We start from the raw sequence: 21,267 nt of genomic DNA, 5'->3' as shown, positions 1-21,267 counted from the left end.
ATGCTAGAATTAAGGAAGTATGTATTGTGCGGAAAATAAAAAATTAATTTATGTAGGTGAAAAAATGAGTGACACAATAAAAATAATTCCATTTGGCGGTGTTCGCGAAAATGGAAAGAATATGTATGCTGTTCAAATTCATGATGATATTTATATCTTGGATTGTGGACTAAAATACCCGGAAAATGAATTGCTGGGTATTGATATTGTAATCCCAGATATTTCATATTTGGTTGAAAACAAAGAAAAAATTGTGGGTGTGTTCCTAACTCACGGGCATGCTGACGCGATTGGTGCTTTGCCATATTTCTTAAAAGAAATTAATGTACCGGTTTTTGGTTCAGAAATGACCATTGCCTTGGCTAAAATTACGGTTAATGATGACCCTGAACTTAAAGCATTCGATAATTTCCATGTGGTAGATGACAAGAAAGAAATTGATTTTGGCGACGTTACTGTTTCGTTTTTCAAGACTACGCATACAATTCCTGAATCACTTGGAATTGTGTTGAGCTGTACGGAAGGACAAATTGTATATACTGGTGATTTTAAATTTGATCAAACGGCTACTGATGGATATCAGACAGATTTCGGACGGCTAGCACAAATTGGAAGTAAAAAAGTTATCGCGCTTTTAAGTGATTCTGCTAACGCCGAAAATCCAGAACGTTCATCTAATGAAACTGATATTGCTGATGTAATGGCTGAGACAATTAAATACCATGAAGGTCGGGTAATTGTAGCTTCAGTGGCTTCGAATATTTTACGGATTCAACAGGTGATTGACGCTGCAGCTAAATCAGATAAAAAAGTCGTTTTAACGGGACATGATTTAGAGAAGATTGTTAACACAGCTATCGAGTTAAATAAATTAAACATTCCAGATGACGAATTAATTGTTCCTTTAAACCAACTAGATAAGTTGAAACCAGAAGAAACGATTATTTTGGAAACTGGTAAATTGGGTGAACCCATCAAAGCCTTACAAAAAATGGCCGCTAGAAAAAAGGGAAATCTTAAGATTCAACCAGGTGATTTGGTAGTAATAGCTACTAATCCTTCCCATGCGATGGAAACAACGTTTGCTAAGACTAAAGATATGTTGTATCGTGCTGGAGCCGAAGTTAAGTCGATTTCAGACCGAGCTAATGCTACAGGTCATGCTAGCAAAGATGATTTACAGTTAATGCTTAATCTAATTAAGCCAGAATTTCTAATTCCGATTCAAGGCGAATACCGTCTTTTAGTAGCTCATAAAGAACTTGCAGAACAAGTTGGTCTCAATGAAAATCAAATTTTCATTGCTTCAAAGGGTGATGTTTTAGAATATAAAGATGGTGAAATGTTCCTAGGTAAAGGAATTACGGTCGGAAATACAATGATTGATGGGATTGGTGTAGGGGACATCGGTAACATTGTTCTTCGAGATCGTAAAATTTTATCTGAAGATGGGGTTTTCATTGCGGTAGTGACAATTGACCGTAAGAAGAAAATCATTATTAAAGAACCTAAAATTACGTCTAGAGGGTTTGTTTACGCTAAAACAAGTGTAGATTTAATTCAAGAAAGTTCGGACTTGGTTGAACGAGCAGTGCAAGCTAATCTCGATAATAAAGAATTCGATTGGGGACATTTGAAGCAAGATGTACGTGACCAATTAGGTAAATTCTTATACGATAAAACGAAACGACGTCCAGTAATTTTACCAGTAATTATGGAAGTGAACCAACATCATAAGAAGAGCAAAAAATCGAATAAATCTAAAGACGATGAATAATATGAATGTAATTAGCAAAGCAAATGAAGCTTGGAAAACAGGTCAACGTGCAGAAGCTATTCATATTCTTGAAACTGAGAATGAATTAAAACAAGATGATGAATTAATCCGTGTTTTAATTCATTTTTACGTTGAAAATAAACAATTTAAGGTAGCGATTGAGTTGATTCGTGATCAACCAGCTAAGTTCATTGAGCAGAAAAATACTTTTAGAGATTATTTTGAGGCGCTGGTTCAAACAAAAATTTTTAGTTTAGCTCGAAAAGAACTTTTTAACTATTATGAAGAGACTACGCCAGATTTAAAGAAATATTTAAATTTTCTCGAGAATCAAGAAAATGAATATGCGATTGCTTTTCCTAAAACTGTGAAAGAAAACGAACGAGATTTTTACCATCTAGGTGATAAGAGGGTTATTCAGCAAGCTGCTGTAATTGAAAAAGCTTACTATTTACCATGGAGTAACTTTAAACGGGCGGCAAAGTTTAATTTAGTTGATCCGTTTTCAAACCAAATAACGCGTGTTTCAATTTTAAAAGACTTGGTTTTGATGAGATTAGAGGAACCAGTGCGCTTTATTTGGATTGATGAAAAAGAATATGAAGTGTTTCCAAAGGACTTATTAGGAACTGATGAGATGTGGAAAAAAATAAAAAAAGCTATTGAAAACTATAATGATCCAGTTCAATCAGAAATGCTACAGCAGCAAGCTGAATTGCTATATGAGCTTTCCTATCCTTTTTCAAAGCGTGTCCTACCTACCTCAGAAGAATGGCTTACAGCGCTAAAGAAACAGTTTTTTGAGGGGAAAGATATAAAAGCGTTCAAAGAATTGAATCAAATCATGATTAACTTATTTGAAGAGTAAGAAAAAAATCGAATTAATAAAATATTTTAGTTTACAAAATAAACTCGATTATTATACAATACTAGAGGATTCTCTGACGGTGCTTTGCCTTTCGTGGAGGATGTAGTATAATATTTTTTAAAGGATCTAGTTATTCATTTTGAATGCTGAGTGATTCTTACGACATACAGGAGGTTCGTATTAATGGCAAAAGAACATTACGAAAGAACAAAACCCCATGTAAATATTGGTACAATTGGCCACGTTGACCATGGGAAAACTACTTTGACAGCTGCTATTACAAAAGTGTTGTCAGAAAAAGGACTAGCTAAAGCTTCAGATTACGCTGATATTGATGCTGCTCCAGAAGAAAAGGAACGTGGTATCACAATCAACACAGCCCACGTTGAATATGAAACAGAAAAGCGTCATTACGCTCATATCGATGCTCCAGGACATGCTGATTACGTTAAGAACATGATCACTGGTGCTGCACAAATGGATGGTGCTATCTTAGTTGTTGCTGCAACTGATGGTCCTATGCCACAAACACGTGAACATATCCTTCTTGCTCACCAAGTTGGTGTTGACTACATCGTTGTCTTCTTAAACAAGACTGATCTTGTTGATGATGATGAATTAGTTGACCTTGTTGAGATGGAAGTTCGTGAACTTCTATCTGAATATGATTTCCCTGGTGACGATGTTCCTGTACTTCGCGGTTCAGCTTTGAAAGCTCTTGAAGGCGATGCAGAACAAGAAAAAGTTATCATGGATCTTATGGATACAATCGACGAATACATTCCAACACCAGAACGTTCTACAGACAAGCCATTCTTGATGCCTGTTGAAGACGTATTTACAATTACTGGTCGTGGTACTGTTGCTTCTGGTCGTATCGATCGTGGTGAAATCAAAGTCGGTGACGAAGTTGAAATCGTTGGTCTTAAAGAAGACGTAACAAAGACAACTGTTACAGGAATTGAAATGTTCCGTAAGACTCTTGATGTTGGTGAAGCTGGTGATAACATTGGTGCACTTCTACGTGGTGTTAACCGTGAAGATGTTGTCCGTGGACAAGTTTTGGCTGCTCCTGGCTCAATCCAAACACACAAGAAGTTCAAGGGTGAAGTTTATATCCTTTCTAAGGATGAAGGTGGACGTCATACTCCATTCTTCTCAAACTACCGTCCTCAATTCTACTTCCATACAACTGATGTAACAGGTGTTATTGAATTACCTGACAACGTTGAAATGGTTATGCCTGGTGATAACGTTACATTTACTGTAGAACTTATCGAACCAGTTGCTATTGAAAAAGGTACTAAGTTCACTGTTCGTGAAGGTGGACACACTGTTGGTGCTGGTGTTGTATCAGAAATCGACGACTAAGCTTAATTGCTTAATAAAAACCCGCTTTTGCGGGTTTTTTTGTTGTATTTTTATTTACTTTTCAAACCATATACGTTAAGATTATAAGCGTATGCAATCCAGAATTGTAATGAAATAAATCATCTGTCGGAGGGAACACAATGACTGCAAAATGGGAAAAAACAGGTACTAACGAAGGTAAATTAACTTTCGAAGTAGGTACTGACAAAATTAAAGAAGGCGTTGATAAGGCGTTCGATCGTACTAAAAAACAATTGAACGTACCTGGATTCCGTAAGGGACACGTTCCACGCCAAATCTTCAATAAGATGTATGGTGAAGAAGCATTGTACCAAGATGCTTTGAACATCGTGTTACCAGAGGCTTATGAAGCTGCTATCAAAGAAGCTGGTATTGAACCAGTTGATCAACCACAAGTTGATGTTGAAAGCATGGAAAAAGGCGAAGCTTGGGTCCTAAGTGCAATTGTTACAGTTAAGCCAGAAGTTAAGCTTGGCGAATACAAAGGCGTTAAAGTTATCAAGCAAAGCACACGTGTAACTTCAAAAGAAGTTGACGAAGAAATTGAAAAGAAACGTGAACAACAAGCTGAATTAGTTCTTAAGGAAGGCAAACCAGCAGAAAACGGCGATACAGTAACAATCGATTTTGATGGTTCTGTTGATGGCGTTGCTTTTGATGGCGGTAAAGCTGACAATTACGACCTTGTATTAGGTTCAAACTCATTCATTCCAGGATTTGAAGATCAATTGATTGGTCATAATACTGATGAAGATGTAGATGTTAACGTTACATTCCCTGACGACTACCAAGCTGAAGACTTACAAGGTAAGGATGCCTTGTTTAAGGTTAAGATTCATGAAATCAAGACTAAGGAATTACCTGAACTTGATGATGAATTCGCTAAGGATGTTGACGAAGATGTTGATTCTCTTGAAGATTTAAAAGTTAAGACAAAAGAAGAAATTAAATCACGTAAGATCCAAGCTGCTAGTGATGCTAAAGAGACAGAAGCTGTTCAAGCTGCTGTTGACAATGCTGAAATTGCAGAAATTCCAGAAGCAATGTTAAATGAAGATGTTGATCGTCAAGTTAACCAATATCTTGCAAACATGCAACAACAAGGAATTAGCCCTGAAATGTACTTCCAATTAACTGGTTCATCAGAAGACCAATTACGTGACCAATTACGTGAAGGTGCTGAAAACCGTGTTAAGACAACTCTTGTTTTAGAAGCAATCGTTGAAGCTGAAAAGATTGATCCTTCAGATGACGAAGTTGCTGCTGAAATCAAAGATTTAGCAGAACAATACGGCATGGAAGAAAAAGCTGTTCGCTCAGCTCTTTCAGAAGATATGATCAAGCATGATGTTGCTATTAAATCAGCTGTTGAACTTATCAAAGACTCAGCAATTGAAGAACCAAAATCAAAGGCTGCTAAAAAATAATTAAAACTATTTTTAACGATTTTGAGGTTTTATCTCAAAATCGTTTTTGTTTATTAACCACTAAAGTTATAGAAATTGGCTTATAGTCGTTTATTTTGCTATGATGATAGTGGTAAAAATCATTTGAGAGGTGACAGAATTGTTTGATGATCAACAAACGAATGAACCAGTTACTTGTTCTTTTTGTGGTAAGACCCAAGATCAAGTAAAGAAAATTATTGCTGGCCCAGATGTTTATATTTGTAACGAATGTGTTGATCTTTGCAAGGAAATCATTGATGAAGAGTTGGCTTCAGAAAACGTACCAACTGAAATCACGGATGTTCCAACTCCTGCAGAGATTGTAGATTATCTTAACCAATATGTTATTGGACAAGAAGAAGCTAAAAAGACATTATCGGTTGCTGTATATAATCATTACAAACGAATCAATAAAATGGCTGAAACTAAAGCTGACGAAGATGAACCAGAACTCCAGAAAAGTAATATTAGTTTAATTGGACCTACTGGTTCAGGAAAAACTTTCTTGGCTCAAAGTTTGGCTAAAATTTTAAATGTACCTTTTGCGATTGCCGATGCAACCACATTGACGGAAGCAGGGTATGTTGGTGAAGATGTCGAAAATATTCTACTTAAGTTATTGCAAAATGCGGACTACAATGTTGAAGCTGCAGAACGTGGAATAATTTACATTGATGAAATTGATAAAATCGCTAAGAAAAGCGAAAATGTGTCAATTACTCGTGATGTTTCCGGTGAAGGTGTGCAACAAGCCCTTTTAAAAATCCTAGAAGGAACGATTGCTAATGTTCCACCTCAAGGAGGAAGAAAACATCCACAACAAGAGTTTATCCAAATTAATACGACGAACATCTTATTCATTGTTGGTGGTGCTTTCGATGGCATCGAGACAATTGTTAAAAATCGTTTAGGTGATAAGACCATTGGCTTTGGTACAAATGCAAGTACCACTGTTGAAGAAGATAAGAGTTTGATGCAACAAGTTATTCCAGAAGATTTGCTTAACTTTGGTTTAATCCCAGAATTTATTGGACGTTTACCAATTCTTTCAGCGTTGGAAAAACTAACTGAGGAAGATCTTGTTCATATCTTAACAGAGCCTAAGAATGCGTTAGTTAAGCAATATAAGACGTTATTAGGTCTAGATGGCGTAGAACTTAAATTTACACCACAGGCCTTGCATGCGATTGCTAACCAAGCTATTAGTCGTAATACTGGTGCTCGTGGGTTAAGATCAATTATTGAAAATGTCATGCGAGATATCATGTTTGAAATTCCTTCTCGCAATGATGTTGCAAAAGTTACGGTAAATAAAAAGACTGTTATTGAAGGTGTGGAACCTGAAGTTGAGTTAATCGACGAACAAGCATCGTAGTCTAAGTTTTAAGAATCAGGCTATAAGTTCCTTTAGTCTGGTTCTTTTTTTGTTGATTCATGTTATCATTAAAAGCAGAAATTGGAAGGTGGAGAAGTAATGGAAGTCCATAATGTAGAATTACAGATTAGTGCAGTGAGACCCGATCAATATCCAGAACAAGGTTATCCTGAGATTGCTTTGGTAGGACGCTCTAACGTCGGGAAATCGTCTCTAACTAATACGTTAATTAACCGTAAATCATATGCAAGGACATCATCTCAACCAGGTAAAACACAAACTTTAAATTTTTACCGGGTTGAAGATCAATTATTCTTTGTTGATGTCCCAGGCTATGGTTATGCAAAAGTTTCTCAGAAAGAACGTGAAAAATGGGGGAAGATGATTGAAAAGTATATCACCTCCCGTAAAGAGCTTAAAGGCGTAATTTCACTGGTTGATGCACGCCATGAACCAACTGACGATGATATCACCATGTATCAATATCTACGTTATTATGATATTCCCGTTCTAGTCGTTGCTACTAAGAGTGATAAGATTGCTCGAGGAAAATGGAATCAACACGAAAGTAAAATTAAAAAGGCACTAGATTTTGATGGAAGTAGTGCTTTCCAAATGTTCTCTGCTCAAACTAAAATGGGAAAAGAAGAAGTTTGGAAATGGATTGAAGATAGGATGGGAGAATAGCATGGAATTTAATGAATACCAACGTACTGCAAATAAAACCCTATTTGGCAATGAACAAGTTTTAACGAATTGTGCTTTAGGACTAGCCGGAGAAAGCGGACAGGTTGTGAATTTAGTTAAAAACTATACGTTCCGTGGAGCTGATCTTGATAAAGAACAACTTACCAAAGAAATGGGCGATGTTCTATGGTATCTTTCTCAAGTTGCTGAATGGGCTGATATTCCTTTCGATGAGGTGGCCAAACAAAATATTGCCACACTTGAAAAGCGTTATCCCGGCAACTTTAAGTAAATAAAAAACCACAATTAACAGCATTAATGCTGATGATTGTGGTTTATTTTTTTGAATCTTTTTTATTAGTACCTTTAGCAAGAAATTTATTTTTCTTTTCTTTTTCCTCTACGGAAGTTTTAGTTTGAGTTGTTAATTGATCGAACATTTTTTCGAGATTATCATTTCTTTTAACAGTGAGTCCCATTTCTAATCACCTCTTTCCGACCATAATACCAAAAAAAATTTCATTTGTCAGAAAATAAAAATTATTCATATTTATAGTGAATATTATATATTTTAATGTATAAAAATTCATATTTTAAATAAAATTCTTTTATATCAAAGGGTATAGATGTATATTAGTAACATTATATTGAATAAAGGATGATGGCGATGAAAAAAATATATAAATTTATCATGTTAGCGTTATTAGCTATAACAGTTTTTGCAACTTCGGGTTTTACAACTAGTATTAAGGCAGATCAAAAGGATGTTACTTATGATCGGATTATGAAGCGCGGTTATATTGTACTTGGTACCAGTCCAGATTATGCCCCGTACGAATTTCAAACAACATCTAATAATAAGAGTAAAGATGTGGGAATGGATATTAGTGTGGCTAAGGACATTGCTGATGATTTGGGTGTAAAATTGAAGATCAAAAATATGGATTTTGATTCTTTATTAGTTGCACTACAAACCGGTAAGGTTGACATGGTTCTTTCCGGGATGAATCCTAGTGCTGCTCGGCGTAAATCAGTTGATTTTTCAGATGTTTACTATAAAGGTGGACAAAGCATTCTAATTAATAAAAAGGATGCAGGTATTTATAAAAATAAAGATTCTTTTAAACATAAAAAGATTGCAGCTCAAACTGGCTCAATTCAGTACAATTTAGCCAAAAAACAAATTGATGGAGCCAAAGTGAGTGGTATTCAAAAAGGGGCAGATTTAATTCTAGCTCTTCAAACTAATAAAGTTGAAGGGGTTGTCATGGAAAAACCTACTGCTGAAGCATATGCTGCTAATAATAGTGGTATTAAAGTTATCCAAGGCGGATTCACGTTAAATGATGATGAAACTAGCACAGCGGTTGCAATGCCTAAAAATTCGCCAGTCCTGAGAAAGAAAATAAATACTACAATTAGTAAGATAAAAGCTAAAAATTTATTACCACAATATCTTAAAGAAGCAGGGACGTATTTAAAAGGAAACACCGTTAATACCTCTATGATTCATTATTGGAAGTACTTTGCCATGGGAGTGGGTTATACAATCCTTATTTCAATTTTGGGGGTTATTTTTGGTTTTATCACCGGAACATTACTAGCATTACTACGCTTGAGTGACAATAAAGTTTTACGTGGTTTATCAGCAGCGTATGTTGAATTTGTACGTGGAACGCCGTTGATGGTTCAATTGATGTTCGTTTACTTTGGACTTGGATTATTTGTTAATTTACCAGCCCTTACCGCAGGAATTATCGCTGTATCTTTAAATAGTGGAGCTTATGTTGCCGAAGTAATCCGTGGGGGCATTAATTCCGTTGATGATGGACAACGTGAAGCAGCTGAAAGTCTAGGTTTGAATAAGCGAGATCGGATGCGTTTTGTAATTATGCCTCAAGCTTTAAAGAATATTTGGCCAGCTTTGGGGAATGAATTTATTTCTCTAATTAAGGAAAGTTCAATCGTTTCAATTATTGGTGTAACCGACTTAATTTACCAATTAAAGATTGTTCAATCAGATACTTATCGAGGGGTAGCTCCAATCGTTGTTGCGATGATTTTATACTTTGTAATGACCTTCTCACTATCACGTTTACTTAAGTTCTATGAAAGGAAGTTTAACAATGGCTAAAGAAATCATCAAAATTGAAAATTTGACCAAAAAATATGGAAAAAATACAATATTAAAGGATATTTCAGCAGAAGTGAAGGATGGAGACATCATTAGTGTCATTGGTCCTTCAGGAGCTGGTAAAAGTACATTTCTTCGATGCTTAACACTTCTAGAAAAACCTACGGCAGGGGTGGTTTCGTTAGAAGGTGAAGATTTAACTAAAAAAACTCAAAAGGAAATTGAACATGTTCGTGAAAAAGTCGGCATGGTCTTTCAGAATTTTAATTTATTTCCGAATATGACCGTTCTTAAAAATATTACCTTAGCTCCCATCCGAGTTAAGGGATTAAGTGAAGCAAAAGCCAATCAACAAGCCCTTAGTCTGTTGGACCAAGTCGGATTATCAGATAAGGCGGAGGCCTATCCAGATAATCTATCTGGGGGACAAAGACAGCGGGTGGCGATTGCTAGGGCATTAGCAATGAAACCAGATGTTATGCTTTTTGATGAACCGACTTCTGCGTTAGATCCTGAAATGGTTGGAGAGGTACTGGATGTTATGCGTCAATTAGCTAAATCAGGGATGACAATGGTTGTGGTAACTCATGAAATGGGATTTGCCCAGTCAGTTTCCAATCAAATTTGGTTTATGGAAAATGCAGGTATTCAAGAAAAATCAACTCCAGAAGAATTTTTTAGCAATCCTAAGACGGATCGGGCCAAGGAATTCTTATCTAAAATTTTAGTCAAATAGGAAAAGCAGGTAGAGTGTAATACTACTACCTGTTTTTTCGTTTTAGTTGCTGAATATGGTAAAAACAGAGTATAATGTTATGAGTTATTATGTAAACTAGGAGGGGTCAAATTGGCATCAGAACACATTGAACATAAGTTGGCATTGTTACCAGATAAACCAGGCTGTTACCAGATGAAAAATCTTAATAGCCAAATTATTTACGTTGGAAAAGCCAAAAACTTGAAAAACCGTGTTCGCTCTTACTTTAAAAGTAGCCATGAGGGAAAAACGGCGAAACTAGTGAGTGAAATAGCCGATTTTGACTATATTGTTACCTCTAGCGATAAAGAAGCTTTTTTACTAGAAATTACTTTAATTCAAAAGTTCCAACCTTATTACAATATAAAATTGAAAAAAGGGACTGGCTATCCTTATATTAAAATTACGAATGAAAAAGATCCACGAATGGAAATTGTTTCAAGTGTTCGTCGAGATGGGGGCTTTTACTTTGGACCTTATCCAAACGTGTATGCTGCTGAAGAAACACTCCATTTTTTGGAAAAGGTTTATCCACTACGCCGATGCAATGGATTTCAAGGTCGTCCTTGCTTGTACTATCATATGGGGCAATGCTTGGGAGCTTGTTTCCAAGAGGTACCTAAAGAAGAATACGACCAACAAATCGCTAAAATTAAATCATTTTTACGAGGAAATGTCGCAAAGATTAAGCAGTCCCTTCAAACAAAAATGCAAAAAGCTTCTGAAGCAATGGAATTTGAACGGGCAGCCGACATACGAGATCAAATTCATTATATTGAAGTAACGGTTGAGAAGCAGAAGATTATTTCAAATGATAGCACGCCACGTGATTTGTTTAATTTCTATCTTGATAAGGGGTGGCTTTCTATTCAAATCTTCTTTATCCGGCAATCACGCTTGATTAAACGAGAGAAGAGACTATTTCCAATCGCAACAGATGTGAGTGATGAGCTTTCGTCTTTTATTCTTCAATTTTATAATAATAAAAATAAGGTTTTGCCAAATGAAATTTTAGTACCGAGTGGCTTAGATAATAAAATTATGGCCGAAATTTTAGGTATCCCAGTTCGCACTCCACAGCGTGGAGAAAAGAAAAACTTGTTAGAGTTAGCTAAAGAAAATGCACAAATTACTCTTGAGGAAAAGTTCCGATTAATGGAGTTAGATGAAAGTAAAACAACAGGCGCAATGAAGGAAATTACTGATGCGCTTGGAATCCCCGAAGGTCATCGGATTGAAGCCTTTGACCATTCTCATATCCAAGGTTCTGAATTAGTTTCAGCAATGGTTGTTTTTACGGATGGAAAGCCAGATAAAAAGATGTATCGCAAATTTAAGCTAAATACGGTCGATCATGCTGATGAAGCTGCCAGTACGAGAGAGGTAATTCGTCGCCGATATGTTAGACTATTAAAAGAGAAACAATCTTTGCCTGATTTGATTTTAATGGACGGTGGCGATATTCAGCTTAATGCAGCAAAGGATGTTTTGGTAAATGAATTAAGTTTGCATATTCCAGTTGCTGGAATGGTTAAAAATGATAAACATAAAACTTCGGATTTGATTTTTGGTAGCCAAGACCAACGAGTACAGTTGGATCCTAAAAGTCAGGGCTTTTATTTAGTTCAAAGAATCCAAGATGAAGTGCATCGTTTTGCGATTACTTTCCATCGTCAGTTGCACGCCAAAAATTCGTTGGCTTCCCAATTAGATTTAATTCAAGGTGTTGGACCTAAAACGCGGAACAAGCTGTTGAAGTCGTTTGGTTCATTGAATAAAATTAGGGATGCTAATTTGAAAGAAATTGAAGAACTCGGAATTCCAGAAAAAGTAGCTAAAACTATCAAAGTGTCCTTATCAGTGCACGGAAAATAGGGTACACTAACAAATGGATAGGAATTTCTCGGTGAAATAAAATATTTAGGAGAAAATAATGTTTGTAGATCAAGTTAAAATTAATGTTAAAGCTGGTAACGGTGGGAATGGGATTGTAGCTTTCCGTCGTGAAAAATATGTTCCCAACGGTGGACCAGCTGGTGGCGATGGAGGCCGTGGTGGTAACGTCGTCTTAAAAGTTGACCCAGGTCTTAGAACCTTGATGGATTTCAGGTATCGTCATAAGTTCAAGGCGGATTCTGGGAAAAATGGGATGAATAAACAAATGACGGGACGTAGTTCTCAAGATCTCGTGATTTCCGTACCAGGTGGAACGATTGTCCGCGATTTAACCACAGGACGTGTAATTGGTGATTTAACCGATAACGGGCAAGAATTAGTGGTGGCTAAAGGTGGTCGTGGAGGCCGTGGAAATATGCGTTTTGCTAGCCCTCGAAATCCTGCTCCCGAAATTTCTGAAAATGGGGAACCTGGAGAAGAAATTGAATTACAATTAGAACTTAAGGTTTTAGCGGATGTTGGATTATTAGGATTTCCATCTGTCGGTAAATCAACACTACTTTCAGTAGTAACGAGTGCGAAGCCTAAAATTGCGGAATATCATTTTACGACCTTAGTACCTAACTTAGGGATGGTCCAATTGGATGATGGTCGTGATTTTGTTATTGCTGACATTCCTGGTTTGATTGAAGGAGCTTCTCAAGGTGTGGGATTAGGTTTTGAATTCCTACGTCACGTTGAACGAACACGGGTCTTACTTCATTTAGTAGACATGAGTGGAATGACGGAAGAAGATCCATTCACTAATTTCCGTCAAATCAATGAAGAGCTAAAAAAATATAATCCTGAATTGTTGGAACGTCGGCAAATTATTGTTCCGACTAAAATGGATTTACCTGGATCCGATGAAGAGCTTAAGAAATTTGAAAAACAAGTTCGAGCTGATGAACGTTATGCTGATTTTGAAATTTTCCCAATTTCTTCTATCACCCATAATGGACTTGAAAAACTAGTTGCTCGAACTGCAGATGTATTGGAAGAAATTCCACAGCATTCATTAATTGCTACTTCTGACGAAGAAACTGAAAAGACATATGAATTTAGTTCAGAAAAAGACTTTACCATTGAAAATATTGATGACGTTTGGGTTATTGAGGGTGAAAAGATTGAAAAACTCTTTAAGATGACTGATACAACGCATGATGAAAGTCTTTTACGCTTTGCTCGTCAAATGCGTGGCATGGGAATTGATGATGAATTACGTCGCTTAGGTGCACGTAATGGAGATAGTGTTCAAATTTTGGACTTTGTATTTGAATTTGTAGAATAAAAATTATTAAAGTCAGTGGTAAGTACAGAAAGGAATGTTTAATCTTAAACAATTCTGTTCTCATCACTGACTTTTTACTTGATTACTAGATATTGATCACGTAGATAATATCCAAATGTATGAGTTTTTAGTTTGGTTTCGGGGTTGAACAATAATATTTTAGCTTCTCTTGGTGCTTCAATAGTTTTGGTTCGAAATTGACTAAGGGGAAACTGATGAGGATTTAAAGTTAATGTAAGCAATATTTCTTTTTGAAGGGTATTAACGATGATCCCTGAAACAAAAAATAATTGTTCTTGATCCCCCTTAAGAATTAAGTGGGAACGTAATTCGGCCGTTGATTTTATGAAATTATTTAAATTCAAAAAGAAACCTCCTTATTTAATAATACTTATATAGCAAGGATATCTTAGAATTATAGTCGATGCTAGTGATACAATTAAAAGTATTGTAAAATGGATTGTTAAGTCAATAGATATAGGTGAAAATATGCAACTTGAATTTTTAGGAACTGGAGCCGGAAGTCCCGGTAAATTCCGTAATGTTACTAGTGTAGCATTAAAATTATTAGATGAAAGTAATGAAGTTTGGCTTTTTGACTGTGGTGAAGCAACCCAGCATCAAATCTTAAAAACTAATATAAAACCCCGTAAAATTGATAAAATATTTATTACCCATCTTCATGGTGATCATATTTTTGGTTTGCCAGGTTTCTTAAGTAGTCGTTCTAATCAGGGTGGTAGCGAAGAACTTACCATCTTCGGGCCAACTGGCATTAAAGACTTTGTGATGACCTCATTGCGCATTTCAGAGTCAAAACTTTCATATCGAATAAAATTTGTTGAAATAGCTCAAGAGGGCGTTTTATTTGAAGATCAAAATTATATTGTTAACGTTGCTGAGTTAGATCATCGAATTAAAAGTTACGGTTTTCGGGTAAAGGAAAAAGACCATTCAGGTGAACTTTTAGTCGATAAGCTAAAAGAATTAGCGATACCTTCAGGACCTATTTATGGTCAGATTAAGCAAGGTAAAGAAGTTACTTTAGATGACGGTAGAGTTATTAACGGGCAAGATTTCATTGGAAAACCTCAACCAGGTCGAGTAGTCACAGTTTTGGGCGACACACGACAAACGCCTAATATCGAACTTTTAGCTAAAGATGCGGATGCCTTGGTCCACGAAAGTACTTTTGGAAAACAAGAGGGAAGCTTGGCACGTAATTATTATCATTCAACTAATATTCAAGCTGCGAAAATTGCTAAGCAAGCTAATGCTCGGCAATTATTGCTAACCCATATTTCAGCTCGTTATACGGGAAAGCTCAGTAAGCAACTTGAAAGTGATGCAAAGGAAATTTTTAGTAATAGTAAAGTTGTTCGTGATTTTGACATAATTGATATTCCATTACCTTGAAAGTAGGAGTGATTTTAATGACAACGGCAGTAATTACTGGAGCAGGCAGCGGTTTAGGGCAAAAGATTGCGATTTTGAATAGCACTCACTATGATAATTTAGTTTTAATTGGAAGAAATTCAGAAAAGTTAAATGCAACGGCTGAAAAATGTATTGTTAAAGGTGAAAATAGAATATTCTGTTTGGCATGTGATTTAACGAAAGAGGACCAGATCCGTCAAACGGGAGCATGGATTGATTCACACCTTGGAACAGTCGATTTATTAGTTAATAACGCTGGGCTAGGATATTTTGAAAACTTATTAAATCAAAGCTTTGAACAAATTGAACGAACGTTTGCAACAGACTTGACGGGGATGATTAAGTTCACACGCTTAATGTTGCCATTAATGGTGGATCACGTTGGAGAAGCTGCAGATATTGTTAATATTGCTTCTATTGCTGGTAAAATTGCGACGGCTAAAACAACTACGTACGCTAGTGCTAAATTCGGCGTGATCGGCTTTTCTAACGCCCTTCGTCTAGAAATGTATGACCGCAACATCCGTGTCCACACAATTAACCCAGGACCAATGGATACTAATTTCTTTAGTATTGCTGATCCTAGTGGTAAATATTTAAAAGGTGTTCAACAATTCGTGATTAACGCGAATCAAGTGGCTGAATTGGTGAATAAGGCCATTATTGAAAATCTTAGGGAAGTTAATGTACCTAAAATAATGGGAGTGGGAGCGATTATGTACACCTTATTTCCTAAAATGGGTGATTTAATCGTTAATAGTCCCTTGATTAATCGAAAGTAGTTGGAGTTAATTAATGAAAGATAATAGATTTAATTGGCAAGTTAGCAAGTTAGATGATGTTGATATCGATCAACTGGCATCGGAAACCAAACTTAGCCAGACGATGGTTAAAATCATGGTCGCTAGAGGTTTTAAAACAGGCGAGGATATTCTCAGTTTTATTGATGAGGATATGTCGATTGTACATGATCCGATGCTACTGCACGATATGCAAAAAGCCCTTGACCGAATTTTTGTGGCGATTGAAAGCAACGAAAAAATTCTTGTATACGGTGATTATGATGCAGATGGGGTTACAAGTACGACCATTATGTATGAAACGTTAGATCAGTTAGGGGCTAACGTGCAATACTTTGTTCCAGACCGTTTTAAGGATGGTTATGGTCCTAATTTGAAGGAGTACCAACACTTCATTAATGATGAAGGGGTTCAGTTAATCATTACCGTGGATAATGGAGTTGCCGGAAATGAAGCAATCAAATTTGCTGAAGATCAGGGTACGAATGTTATTGTCACGGATCATCATGAAATACCAGAAGTATTACCGGAGGCATATGCAATTATCCATCCACGTCACCCAGAGGGAGCCTATCCATTTGGTGATTTGTCTGGAGTCGGGGTAGCTTTTAAGGTGGCAACAGCTTTACTTGAAGAAATTCCCGAAGAATTCCTTGACTTGTATGCAATTGGAACGACCGCTGATTTGGTTTCAATGACCGATGAAAATCGTTTTTTGGTAAAGATGGGATTAGAAATGATACCAAACACCCAGAGAATTGGCTTACAGAAGTTAATCGAAATATCAGGTGTTGATGTAAGTCATTTCGACGAGCAAGACATTGGTTTTACTGTGGCTCCGAGAATTAATGCTGTTGGTAGATTAGAAAATGCCAGCCGAGCAGTAGAATTGTTAACAACTTTTGATGAAGAAGAAGCCACAACAATTGCACAAGAGATTAATAAGATTAATTCGAAGCGTCAGGGATTAGTTAGTGATATTTACACTGAAGCTGAAGAAATTGCCCTTGATGATGAGCATGCTAGCCGCCAAACGCTAGTTATTGCTGGACACGACTGGCATCAAGGAGTCTTGGGGATTGTTGCTAGTCGAATTGTCGAACGAACTAATAAACCGACGATTGTTCTTAGTGATCAAGGTGGTAATGGAATTTATAAGGGGTCTGGACGTAGTGTTGCAGCTCTAAATTTATTTGAAGCTATTAATCCTATCCGAGAACAGTGTATTGGGTTCGGTGGACATCATATGGCTATTGGGGTTACCGTAGAGGCTGACCAGCTTGCAACTCTAACTGACCAGTTAGAAAAGGCGGGTCAATTAGCTAATTTAGATTTTAAGCAACAGCCGCAATTACAAATTGATTTAAAAGTAAATATTGAAGAATTAACTGAAAAGTTAGTTTCAGAAATGAAAATTTTAGGACCGTTTGGGATGAATAACCCAGTACCGAAGTTTGAACTTGAAGACGTTCGTGTTAAAGAAGCAAAGGCAATTGGTAAAGATGGGGCACATTTAAAGTTCACGCTTGATGATGGTAATCAAAATATCAATGCCATTGCGTTTAAACGGGGTGAGTTAGCTGATGTCTTAAATAATGTTGCAAATCCCATTAGTTTGGTGGGAACCATCAATACTAACGAGTGGCGTGGTAATGTTTCGGTTCAATTTATGACGGATGATATCAAGATCGATGGTTTGCAAGTTATTGATCAACGAACCTCAAATTTGAATAAAAACTTATTTAAGAGTGACATGCAATATGTCTTTTTTAACCAAAAGTTAATGGATTTGATTCAAAGTCAAAATCTTAATCGTAAATTCTATTATTACAGTTCGTCAGCAATTGAGAAAAATGACACGATTGTATTAGTAGATTGTCCTGATAATCTAGCCGAAATGGCCGAACTTATCAAGGCTACGCAGCCACAAAGAATCATTACTTATTTCTTTCATAACGTCGATTTCTACGCTAGTGGTATGCCCAGTCGGATTGAATTTAAGCAGATGTTCGGTATTGTTAAAACTCAAAAATTAACTAAAACAGATATCATGCAACTTGGACCAAAATTAAAAATAGATCAAGAGAAGATCAACTTCATGATAAAAGTGTTTTTTGAGTTGAATTTTGTTAAAATAGAAAACGGACTTCTTTTCATCAATGCTGAAGCAGAACAGCACCAACTTACTGAGGCACCGGCGTATAAGAAGCGTGAAGAATTAATTCAAACTCAGGAAAAATTACTCTATAGTAGTGGTGATGAACTATCAGCTATAGTTGAAAGACTGATGAATGTTGATAACAAAGGAGTGTCGTAAAATGACATTAGACTTACATGACTACGTTGCAAGTATTCAAGATTTCCCAGAAAAAGGTGTAACATTCCGTGATATTTCTCCTTTAATGGAAAATGGTGAGGCGTATCGTCAAGCAACAAATGCAATCATTAAATTTGCTAGAGATAAAGGCGTTGAAATGATTGTGGGACCTGAAGCACGAGGATTTATCGTGGGATGCCCGGTTGCCTATGAAATGGGAATTGGTTTTGCACCAGCACGTAAAAAAGGAAAACTTCCCCGAGAAACCGTTAAAGCTACTTACGGTCTAGAATATGGAAAATCAGAATTGTATCTTCAAAAGGATGCGATCAAACCCGGACAAAAGGTTTTAATTACTGATGATTTACTAGCAACGGGTGGAACAATCGCTGCTACGATTGAATTAGTTGAAAAATTAGGTGGTATAGTTGTGGGAACTGCCTTCTTTATCGAATTAAAAGACCTCAATGGCCGTGAAAAAATTAAAGACTATGATACATTAAGTTTGATGGAATATTAATTATATTCTCAAATATCTACTTATTTTAGCTTGCTAGTCCAATGACTAGGGAGCTTTTTTATTTAAAATGGTACAAAGTCGTACAAGTCTTTTTCTTGATAATTTAAGCGTTTATTCATCAATGTGCTTATTGTAGTTAGACATTATAAAGTGACAAAATCGACTAATGTAAATTTAGAATAAACAACTCTGGGTCTTGATAACAGTTAGATCAGGATATAAAAATTCTATACTCATTAAATTTATTAATCTACTAATTCTTTATGATTGGAATGTTTTTTGGTGAATTAGATAAAATGAAATTTTTCGAAAAATGCTCTTAAAATGGGAACCAACTTCTTAATTTCTAGTGGTTTTCTAATCGGAACTACAAAAACAAAAAAATAGCTTAATGCCTTGATATGAAAGGCTTTAAGCTATTTTATTTCTAACAAGCGGTAATTCTCGTTAGGGTCTAATAGATACTAATAAGGAGAGTACAGGATTTGAACCTGCGCGCCGGTATTAGCCGGGTCGTCGGATTTCGAGTCCGATGCATTACCACTCTGCCAACTCTCCATAACACTATAATTCTATCAAAAATAAAAAGGTAGTGCAATAGAGTTTAGACGTAATGGTTCAAACGCTTGTGGGGTAATATTCTAAAAGTTAATTCAAATGAGCTTAAACTAACTTTTTAAAAGTGTGCTAGAATTAAATATTATTTTTGAATTGCCTAAAAAGATTATTTAAGTTTAAAAAGAAGGATTTAATAATGCGAGATACAATTAATTTAATGCAACATCATACATCCGTGCGTAACTTTATGCCGGAACCACTTCCTGAAAGTGTAAAAAATCAATTAGTTTCGGCCGCTCAAAGTGGTTCATCTTCGAACTTTATTCAAGCAACTTCTATTATTGAAGTGACTGATCTTAAAACTCGTGAAAAAATCGCCAAAATTTCCAATAGTGATGCATACGTAAAACAAAGTGGGGCCTTTTTTGTTTTTATAGCAGATTTATATCGACAAGCTAATATCCTAAAGCAAGCCCAATTACCATTAGACGGGATTCAAAATATGGAATCTCTTCTAGTAGGAGTTGTTGATACGGCCATTGCAGGTGAGAACATGGCGATTGCTGCTGAGTCCCTAGACTTAGGAATCTGTTTTATTGGTGGAATCCGAAATGAAATGGATAGCATTAAGGAACTACTTGGTTTACCTAAATATACAGTGCCACTTTTTGGAATGACTGTGGGTATTCCAGTTCAAAAAAATGAAATTAAGCCACGTCTACCTAAAAAGAATATTTCTTTTAAAAACCGATATGAACCATCGGTTGCAGTAAATCTGGATAGTTATAATCAACAAACTCGTGTGTATTATGCTAATCGTTCAACTGCTCCCCAAAATACGGATTGGTCTCATAAAATGCTTCATTTTTTTGCCGAACCCAAAAGACCAGCAGTTGCTGAATTTCTTAAAAAACAAGGATTTTCACTGGAATAAAAAATGCATTACTAGTTTTAAAACTAGTAGTGCATTTTTATTAAACAATCTTTTTTCTAGTAGGTAAGGCTTGTAGAAATGCCGTAGTTAAAATTAATAACCCGCCGATTGTTTCAGCTAACCCCAAATGAACTCCCAATAAAAGGATTGAAAGTAATGTGGCAGTTAAAGGCTCAAAAGAGCTAAGCATCCCAGTTGTATCGGGCTTCAAATAATTTAAACTACTTAAATAGAATAGGTAAGATAACATAGTTCCACCAACAATAATGTATACAATCAATAAGATAGAAGCAGGATCAATGGAGGCAGGGCGATTAGTTATGATTATCTTAGCAAATGGAATGCTTCCAATCAGCATGGCCCAACCAGTAACTAAAGCTGCATCAAAATTCTTAAGTAAGCGACGAGGAATCAAAGTATAGTTAGCTTGTCCAACACCCGCCATTAGTCCCCAGAATACTGCTAAAGGTGCTAAAGCAAGACTACCAAGGTTACCTTTAGTAACTAGTAGTAAAGTTCCTATTAGGGCCACAAGAATGGAAATAACATCAATTCGTCGTGGCAAAGTTCGACTTCCAACTGCCAAAGCAAGAATGATGAATAAAGGACCCATAAATTGAAGGATTGTCGCAGTAGCTGCATTTCCAAATTTGATAGCTAGAAAATAAGTTAATTGAGATGGAACCATACCAAGTAGGGCAAAGAGTATCAACCATAAAATATTACTTTTAGTATAAAAAATGGTAAAAATCTTCCTACCATTTTTTAAAAAACTATAAACGATTAACAGACTACCAGCCGTAAGTAGTCGAACTCCGACCAACCAAATGGGGTCAATTGACTGATGATGAAAAACAAATTGAGCGGCTGTTCCGGAGCCACCCCAGAGCACGCTACCTAAGATTGCAAATAACAAACCTTTTGTTTTATTTTGATTCATAAGAACACCTATCCGTATACTCAAATTCAATAATATCTATCATACGTGGATTTTCCGTTAAAACAAAGCCTTTTTTCATAAAAGAATCAACCCTGCT

General features: G+C 36.1%; 19 protein-coding genes and 1 tRNA gene. 16 read left to right on the top strand and 4 right to left on the bottom strand.

Translation table 11 applies throughout. The annotated features are described in order from the left end of the window. Window positions 1–64: 64 nt before the first annotated feature. From IV86_RS06420 to IV86_RS06390, 7 genes are all read left to right on the top strand, one after another. Window positions 65–1,777, top strand: a complete 1,713-nt coding sequence (locus IV86_RS06420) for a ribonuclease J (RefSeq protein WP_002833448.1) — start codon at window positions 65–67, stop codon at window positions 1,775–1,777. After that, window positions 1,770–2,645, top strand: coding sequence for a hypothetical protein (locus IV86_RS06415; protein ID WP_232625432.1), 876 nt, complete (start codon window positions 1,770–1,772; stop codon window positions 2,643–2,645). Before IV86_RS06420 ends, IV86_RS06415 begins: the two co-directional genes overlap by 8 nt. 183 nt (window positions 2,646–2,828) lie before the next feature. Beyond that, window positions 2,829–4,016: an elongation factor Tu gene (gene tuf, locus IV86_RS06410; RefSeq protein ID WP_002833446.1), complete on the top strand. Its 1,188-nt coding sequence runs from the start codon at window positions 2,829–2,831 to the stop codon at window positions 4,014–4,016. A 140-nt stretch (window positions 4,017–4,156) separates the two neighbouring features. Then, window positions 4,157–5,464, top strand: a complete 1,308-nt coding sequence (tig, locus tag IV86_RS06405; protein ID WP_011673519.1) for a trigger factor — start codon at window positions 4,157–4,159, stop codon at window positions 5,462–5,464. Window positions 5,465–5,603: 139 nt separating this feature from the next. Next, on the top strand, window positions 5,604–6,860 hold the full coding sequence (gene clpX, locus IV86_RS06400) for an ATP-dependent Clp protease ATP-binding subunit ClpX (RefSeq protein ID WP_056979445.1): 1,257 nt from the start codon (window positions 5,604–5,606) through the stop codon (window positions 6,858–6,860). 99 nt (window positions 6,861–6,959) lie between these two features. Next, a complete protein-coding gene (yihA, locus tag IV86_RS06395; RefSeq protein ID WP_011673517.1) occupies window positions 6,960–7,547 on the top strand; it encodes a ribosome biogenesis GTP-binding protein YihA/YsxC in 588 nt (195 codons plus the stop codon). A 1-nt stretch (window position 7,548) separates the two neighbouring features. After that, complete coding sequence (locus IV86_RS06390) at window positions 7,549–7,839, top strand: nucleoside triphosphate pyrophosphohydrolase family protein (RefSeq protein WP_002833441.1); 291 nt, start codon at window positions 7,549–7,551, stop codon at window positions 7,837–7,839. A 43-nt stretch (window positions 7,840–7,882) separates the two neighbouring features. Here IV86_RS06390 and IV86_RS08800 read toward each other — a convergent pair whose 3' ends face one another. Next, the gene (locus IV86_RS08800; RefSeq protein WP_011673516.1) at window positions 7,883–8,026 is read right to left on the bottom strand and encodes an SPJ_0845 family protein; all 144 of its coding nucleotides are present in this window, start codon (window positions 8,024–8,026) and stop codon (window positions 7,883–7,885) included. Between the two features lie 188 nt (window positions 8,027–8,214). On the opposite strand from IV86_RS08800, the gene IV86_RS06385 reads away from it, so the two are divergent. From IV86_RS06385 to obgE, 4 genes are all read left to right on the top strand, one after another. Next, a complete protein-coding gene (locus tag IV86_RS06385; protein ID WP_002833440.1) occupies window positions 8,215–9,681 on the top strand; it encodes an ABC transporter substrate-binding protein/permease in 1,467 nt (488 codons plus the stop codon). Continuing rightward, a complete protein-coding gene (locus IV86_RS06380; RefSeq protein WP_002833439.1) occupies window positions 9,674–10,417 on the top strand; it encodes an amino acid ABC transporter ATP-binding protein in 744 nt (247 codons plus the stop codon). The genes IV86_RS06385 and IV86_RS06380 overlap by 8 nt, the downstream gene beginning before the upstream one ends. A 111-nt stretch (window positions 10,418–10,528) precedes the next feature. Then, a complete protein-coding gene (uvrC, locus tag IV86_RS06375) occupies window positions 10,529–12,313 on the top strand; it encodes an excinuclease ABC subunit UvrC (RefSeq protein WP_002833438.1) in 1,785 nt (594 codons plus the stop codon). A gap of 58 nt (window positions 12,314–12,371) precedes the next feature. After that, complete coding sequence (obgE, locus tag IV86_RS06370; RefSeq protein WP_002833437.1) at window positions 12,372–13,664, top strand: GTPase ObgE; 1,293 nt, start codon at window positions 12,372–12,374, stop codon at window positions 13,662–13,664. A gap of 74 nt (window positions 13,665–13,738) precedes the next feature. Here obgE and IV86_RS06365 read toward each other — a convergent pair whose 3' ends face one another. Further along, window positions 13,739–14,029 (bottom strand): hypothetical protein, encoded by a 291-nt coding sequence (locus tag IV86_RS06365; RefSeq protein WP_023440509.1) that lies wholly within the window; start codon window positions 14,027–14,029, stop codon window positions 13,739–13,741. Between the two features lie 124 nt (window positions 14,030–14,153). Here IV86_RS06365 and rnz point away from each other — a divergent pair, with 124 nt between their 5' ends. From rnz to IV86_RS06345, 4 genes are read left to right on the top strand one after another with little or no spacing between them, the layout of a single operon-like run. Then, window positions 14,154–15,080, top strand: coding sequence for a ribonuclease Z (gene rnz, locus IV86_RS06360; RefSeq protein ID WP_002833436.1), 927 nt, complete (start codon window positions 14,154–14,156; stop codon window positions 15,078–15,080). A gap of 17 nt (window positions 15,081–15,097) precedes the next feature. Next, the gene (locus IV86_RS06355; RefSeq protein WP_002833435.1) at window positions 15,098–15,883 is read left to right on the top strand and encodes an SDR family NAD(P)-dependent oxidoreductase; all 786 of its coding nucleotides are present in this window, start codon (window positions 15,098–15,100) and stop codon (window positions 15,881–15,883) included. Between the two features lie 13 nt (window positions 15,884–15,896). Then, the gene (gene recJ, locus IV86_RS06350; protein ID WP_002833434.1) at window positions 15,897–18,218 is read left to right on the top strand and encodes a single-stranded-DNA-specific exonuclease RecJ; all 2,322 of its coding nucleotides are present in this window, start codon (window positions 15,897–15,899) and stop codon (window positions 18,216–18,218) included. A gap of 1 nt (window position 18,219) precedes the next feature. Beyond that, window positions 18,220–18,738 (top strand): adenine phosphoribosyltransferase, encoded by a 519-nt coding sequence (locus tag IV86_RS06345; protein WP_002833433.1) that lies wholly within the window; start codon window positions 18,220–18,222, stop codon window positions 18,736–18,738. A gap of 470 nt (window positions 18,739–19,208) precedes the next feature. On the opposite strand, the gene IV86_RS06340 is transcribed toward IV86_RS06345, so the two are convergent. Next, a tRNA-Ser gene (locus IV86_RS06340) sits at window positions 19,209–19,296 on the bottom strand. Between the two features lie 196 nt (window positions 19,297–19,492). Between IV86_RS06340 and nfsA the strand changes: the two genes are divergently transcribed. Next, entirely contained in the window at window positions 19,493–20,230 is a 738-nt protein-coding gene (gene nfsA / locus IV86_RS06335; protein ID WP_056979444.1) for an oxygen-insensitive NADPH nitroreductase, read from the top strand. 40 nt (window positions 20,231–20,270) lie between these two features. On the opposite strand, the gene IV86_RS06330 is transcribed toward nfsA, so the two are convergent. Then, window positions 20,271–21,170, bottom strand: coding sequence for a DMT family transporter (locus tag IV86_RS06330; protein ID WP_002833431.1), 900 nt, complete (start codon window positions 21,168–21,170; stop codon window positions 20,271–20,273). Between the last annotated feature and the right edge of the window lie 97 nt (window positions 21,171–21,267).

It is taken from the genome of Pediococcus pentosaceus, from assembly GCF_001437285.1.
Taxonomy (GTDB): domain Bacteria; phylum Bacillota; class Bacilli; order Lactobacillales; family Lactobacillaceae; genus Pediococcus; species Pediococcus pentosaceus.
The sequence above is the reverse complement of the archived record's forward strand: the minus strand, read 5'-3'. Positions and strand labels throughout refer to the sequence as shown.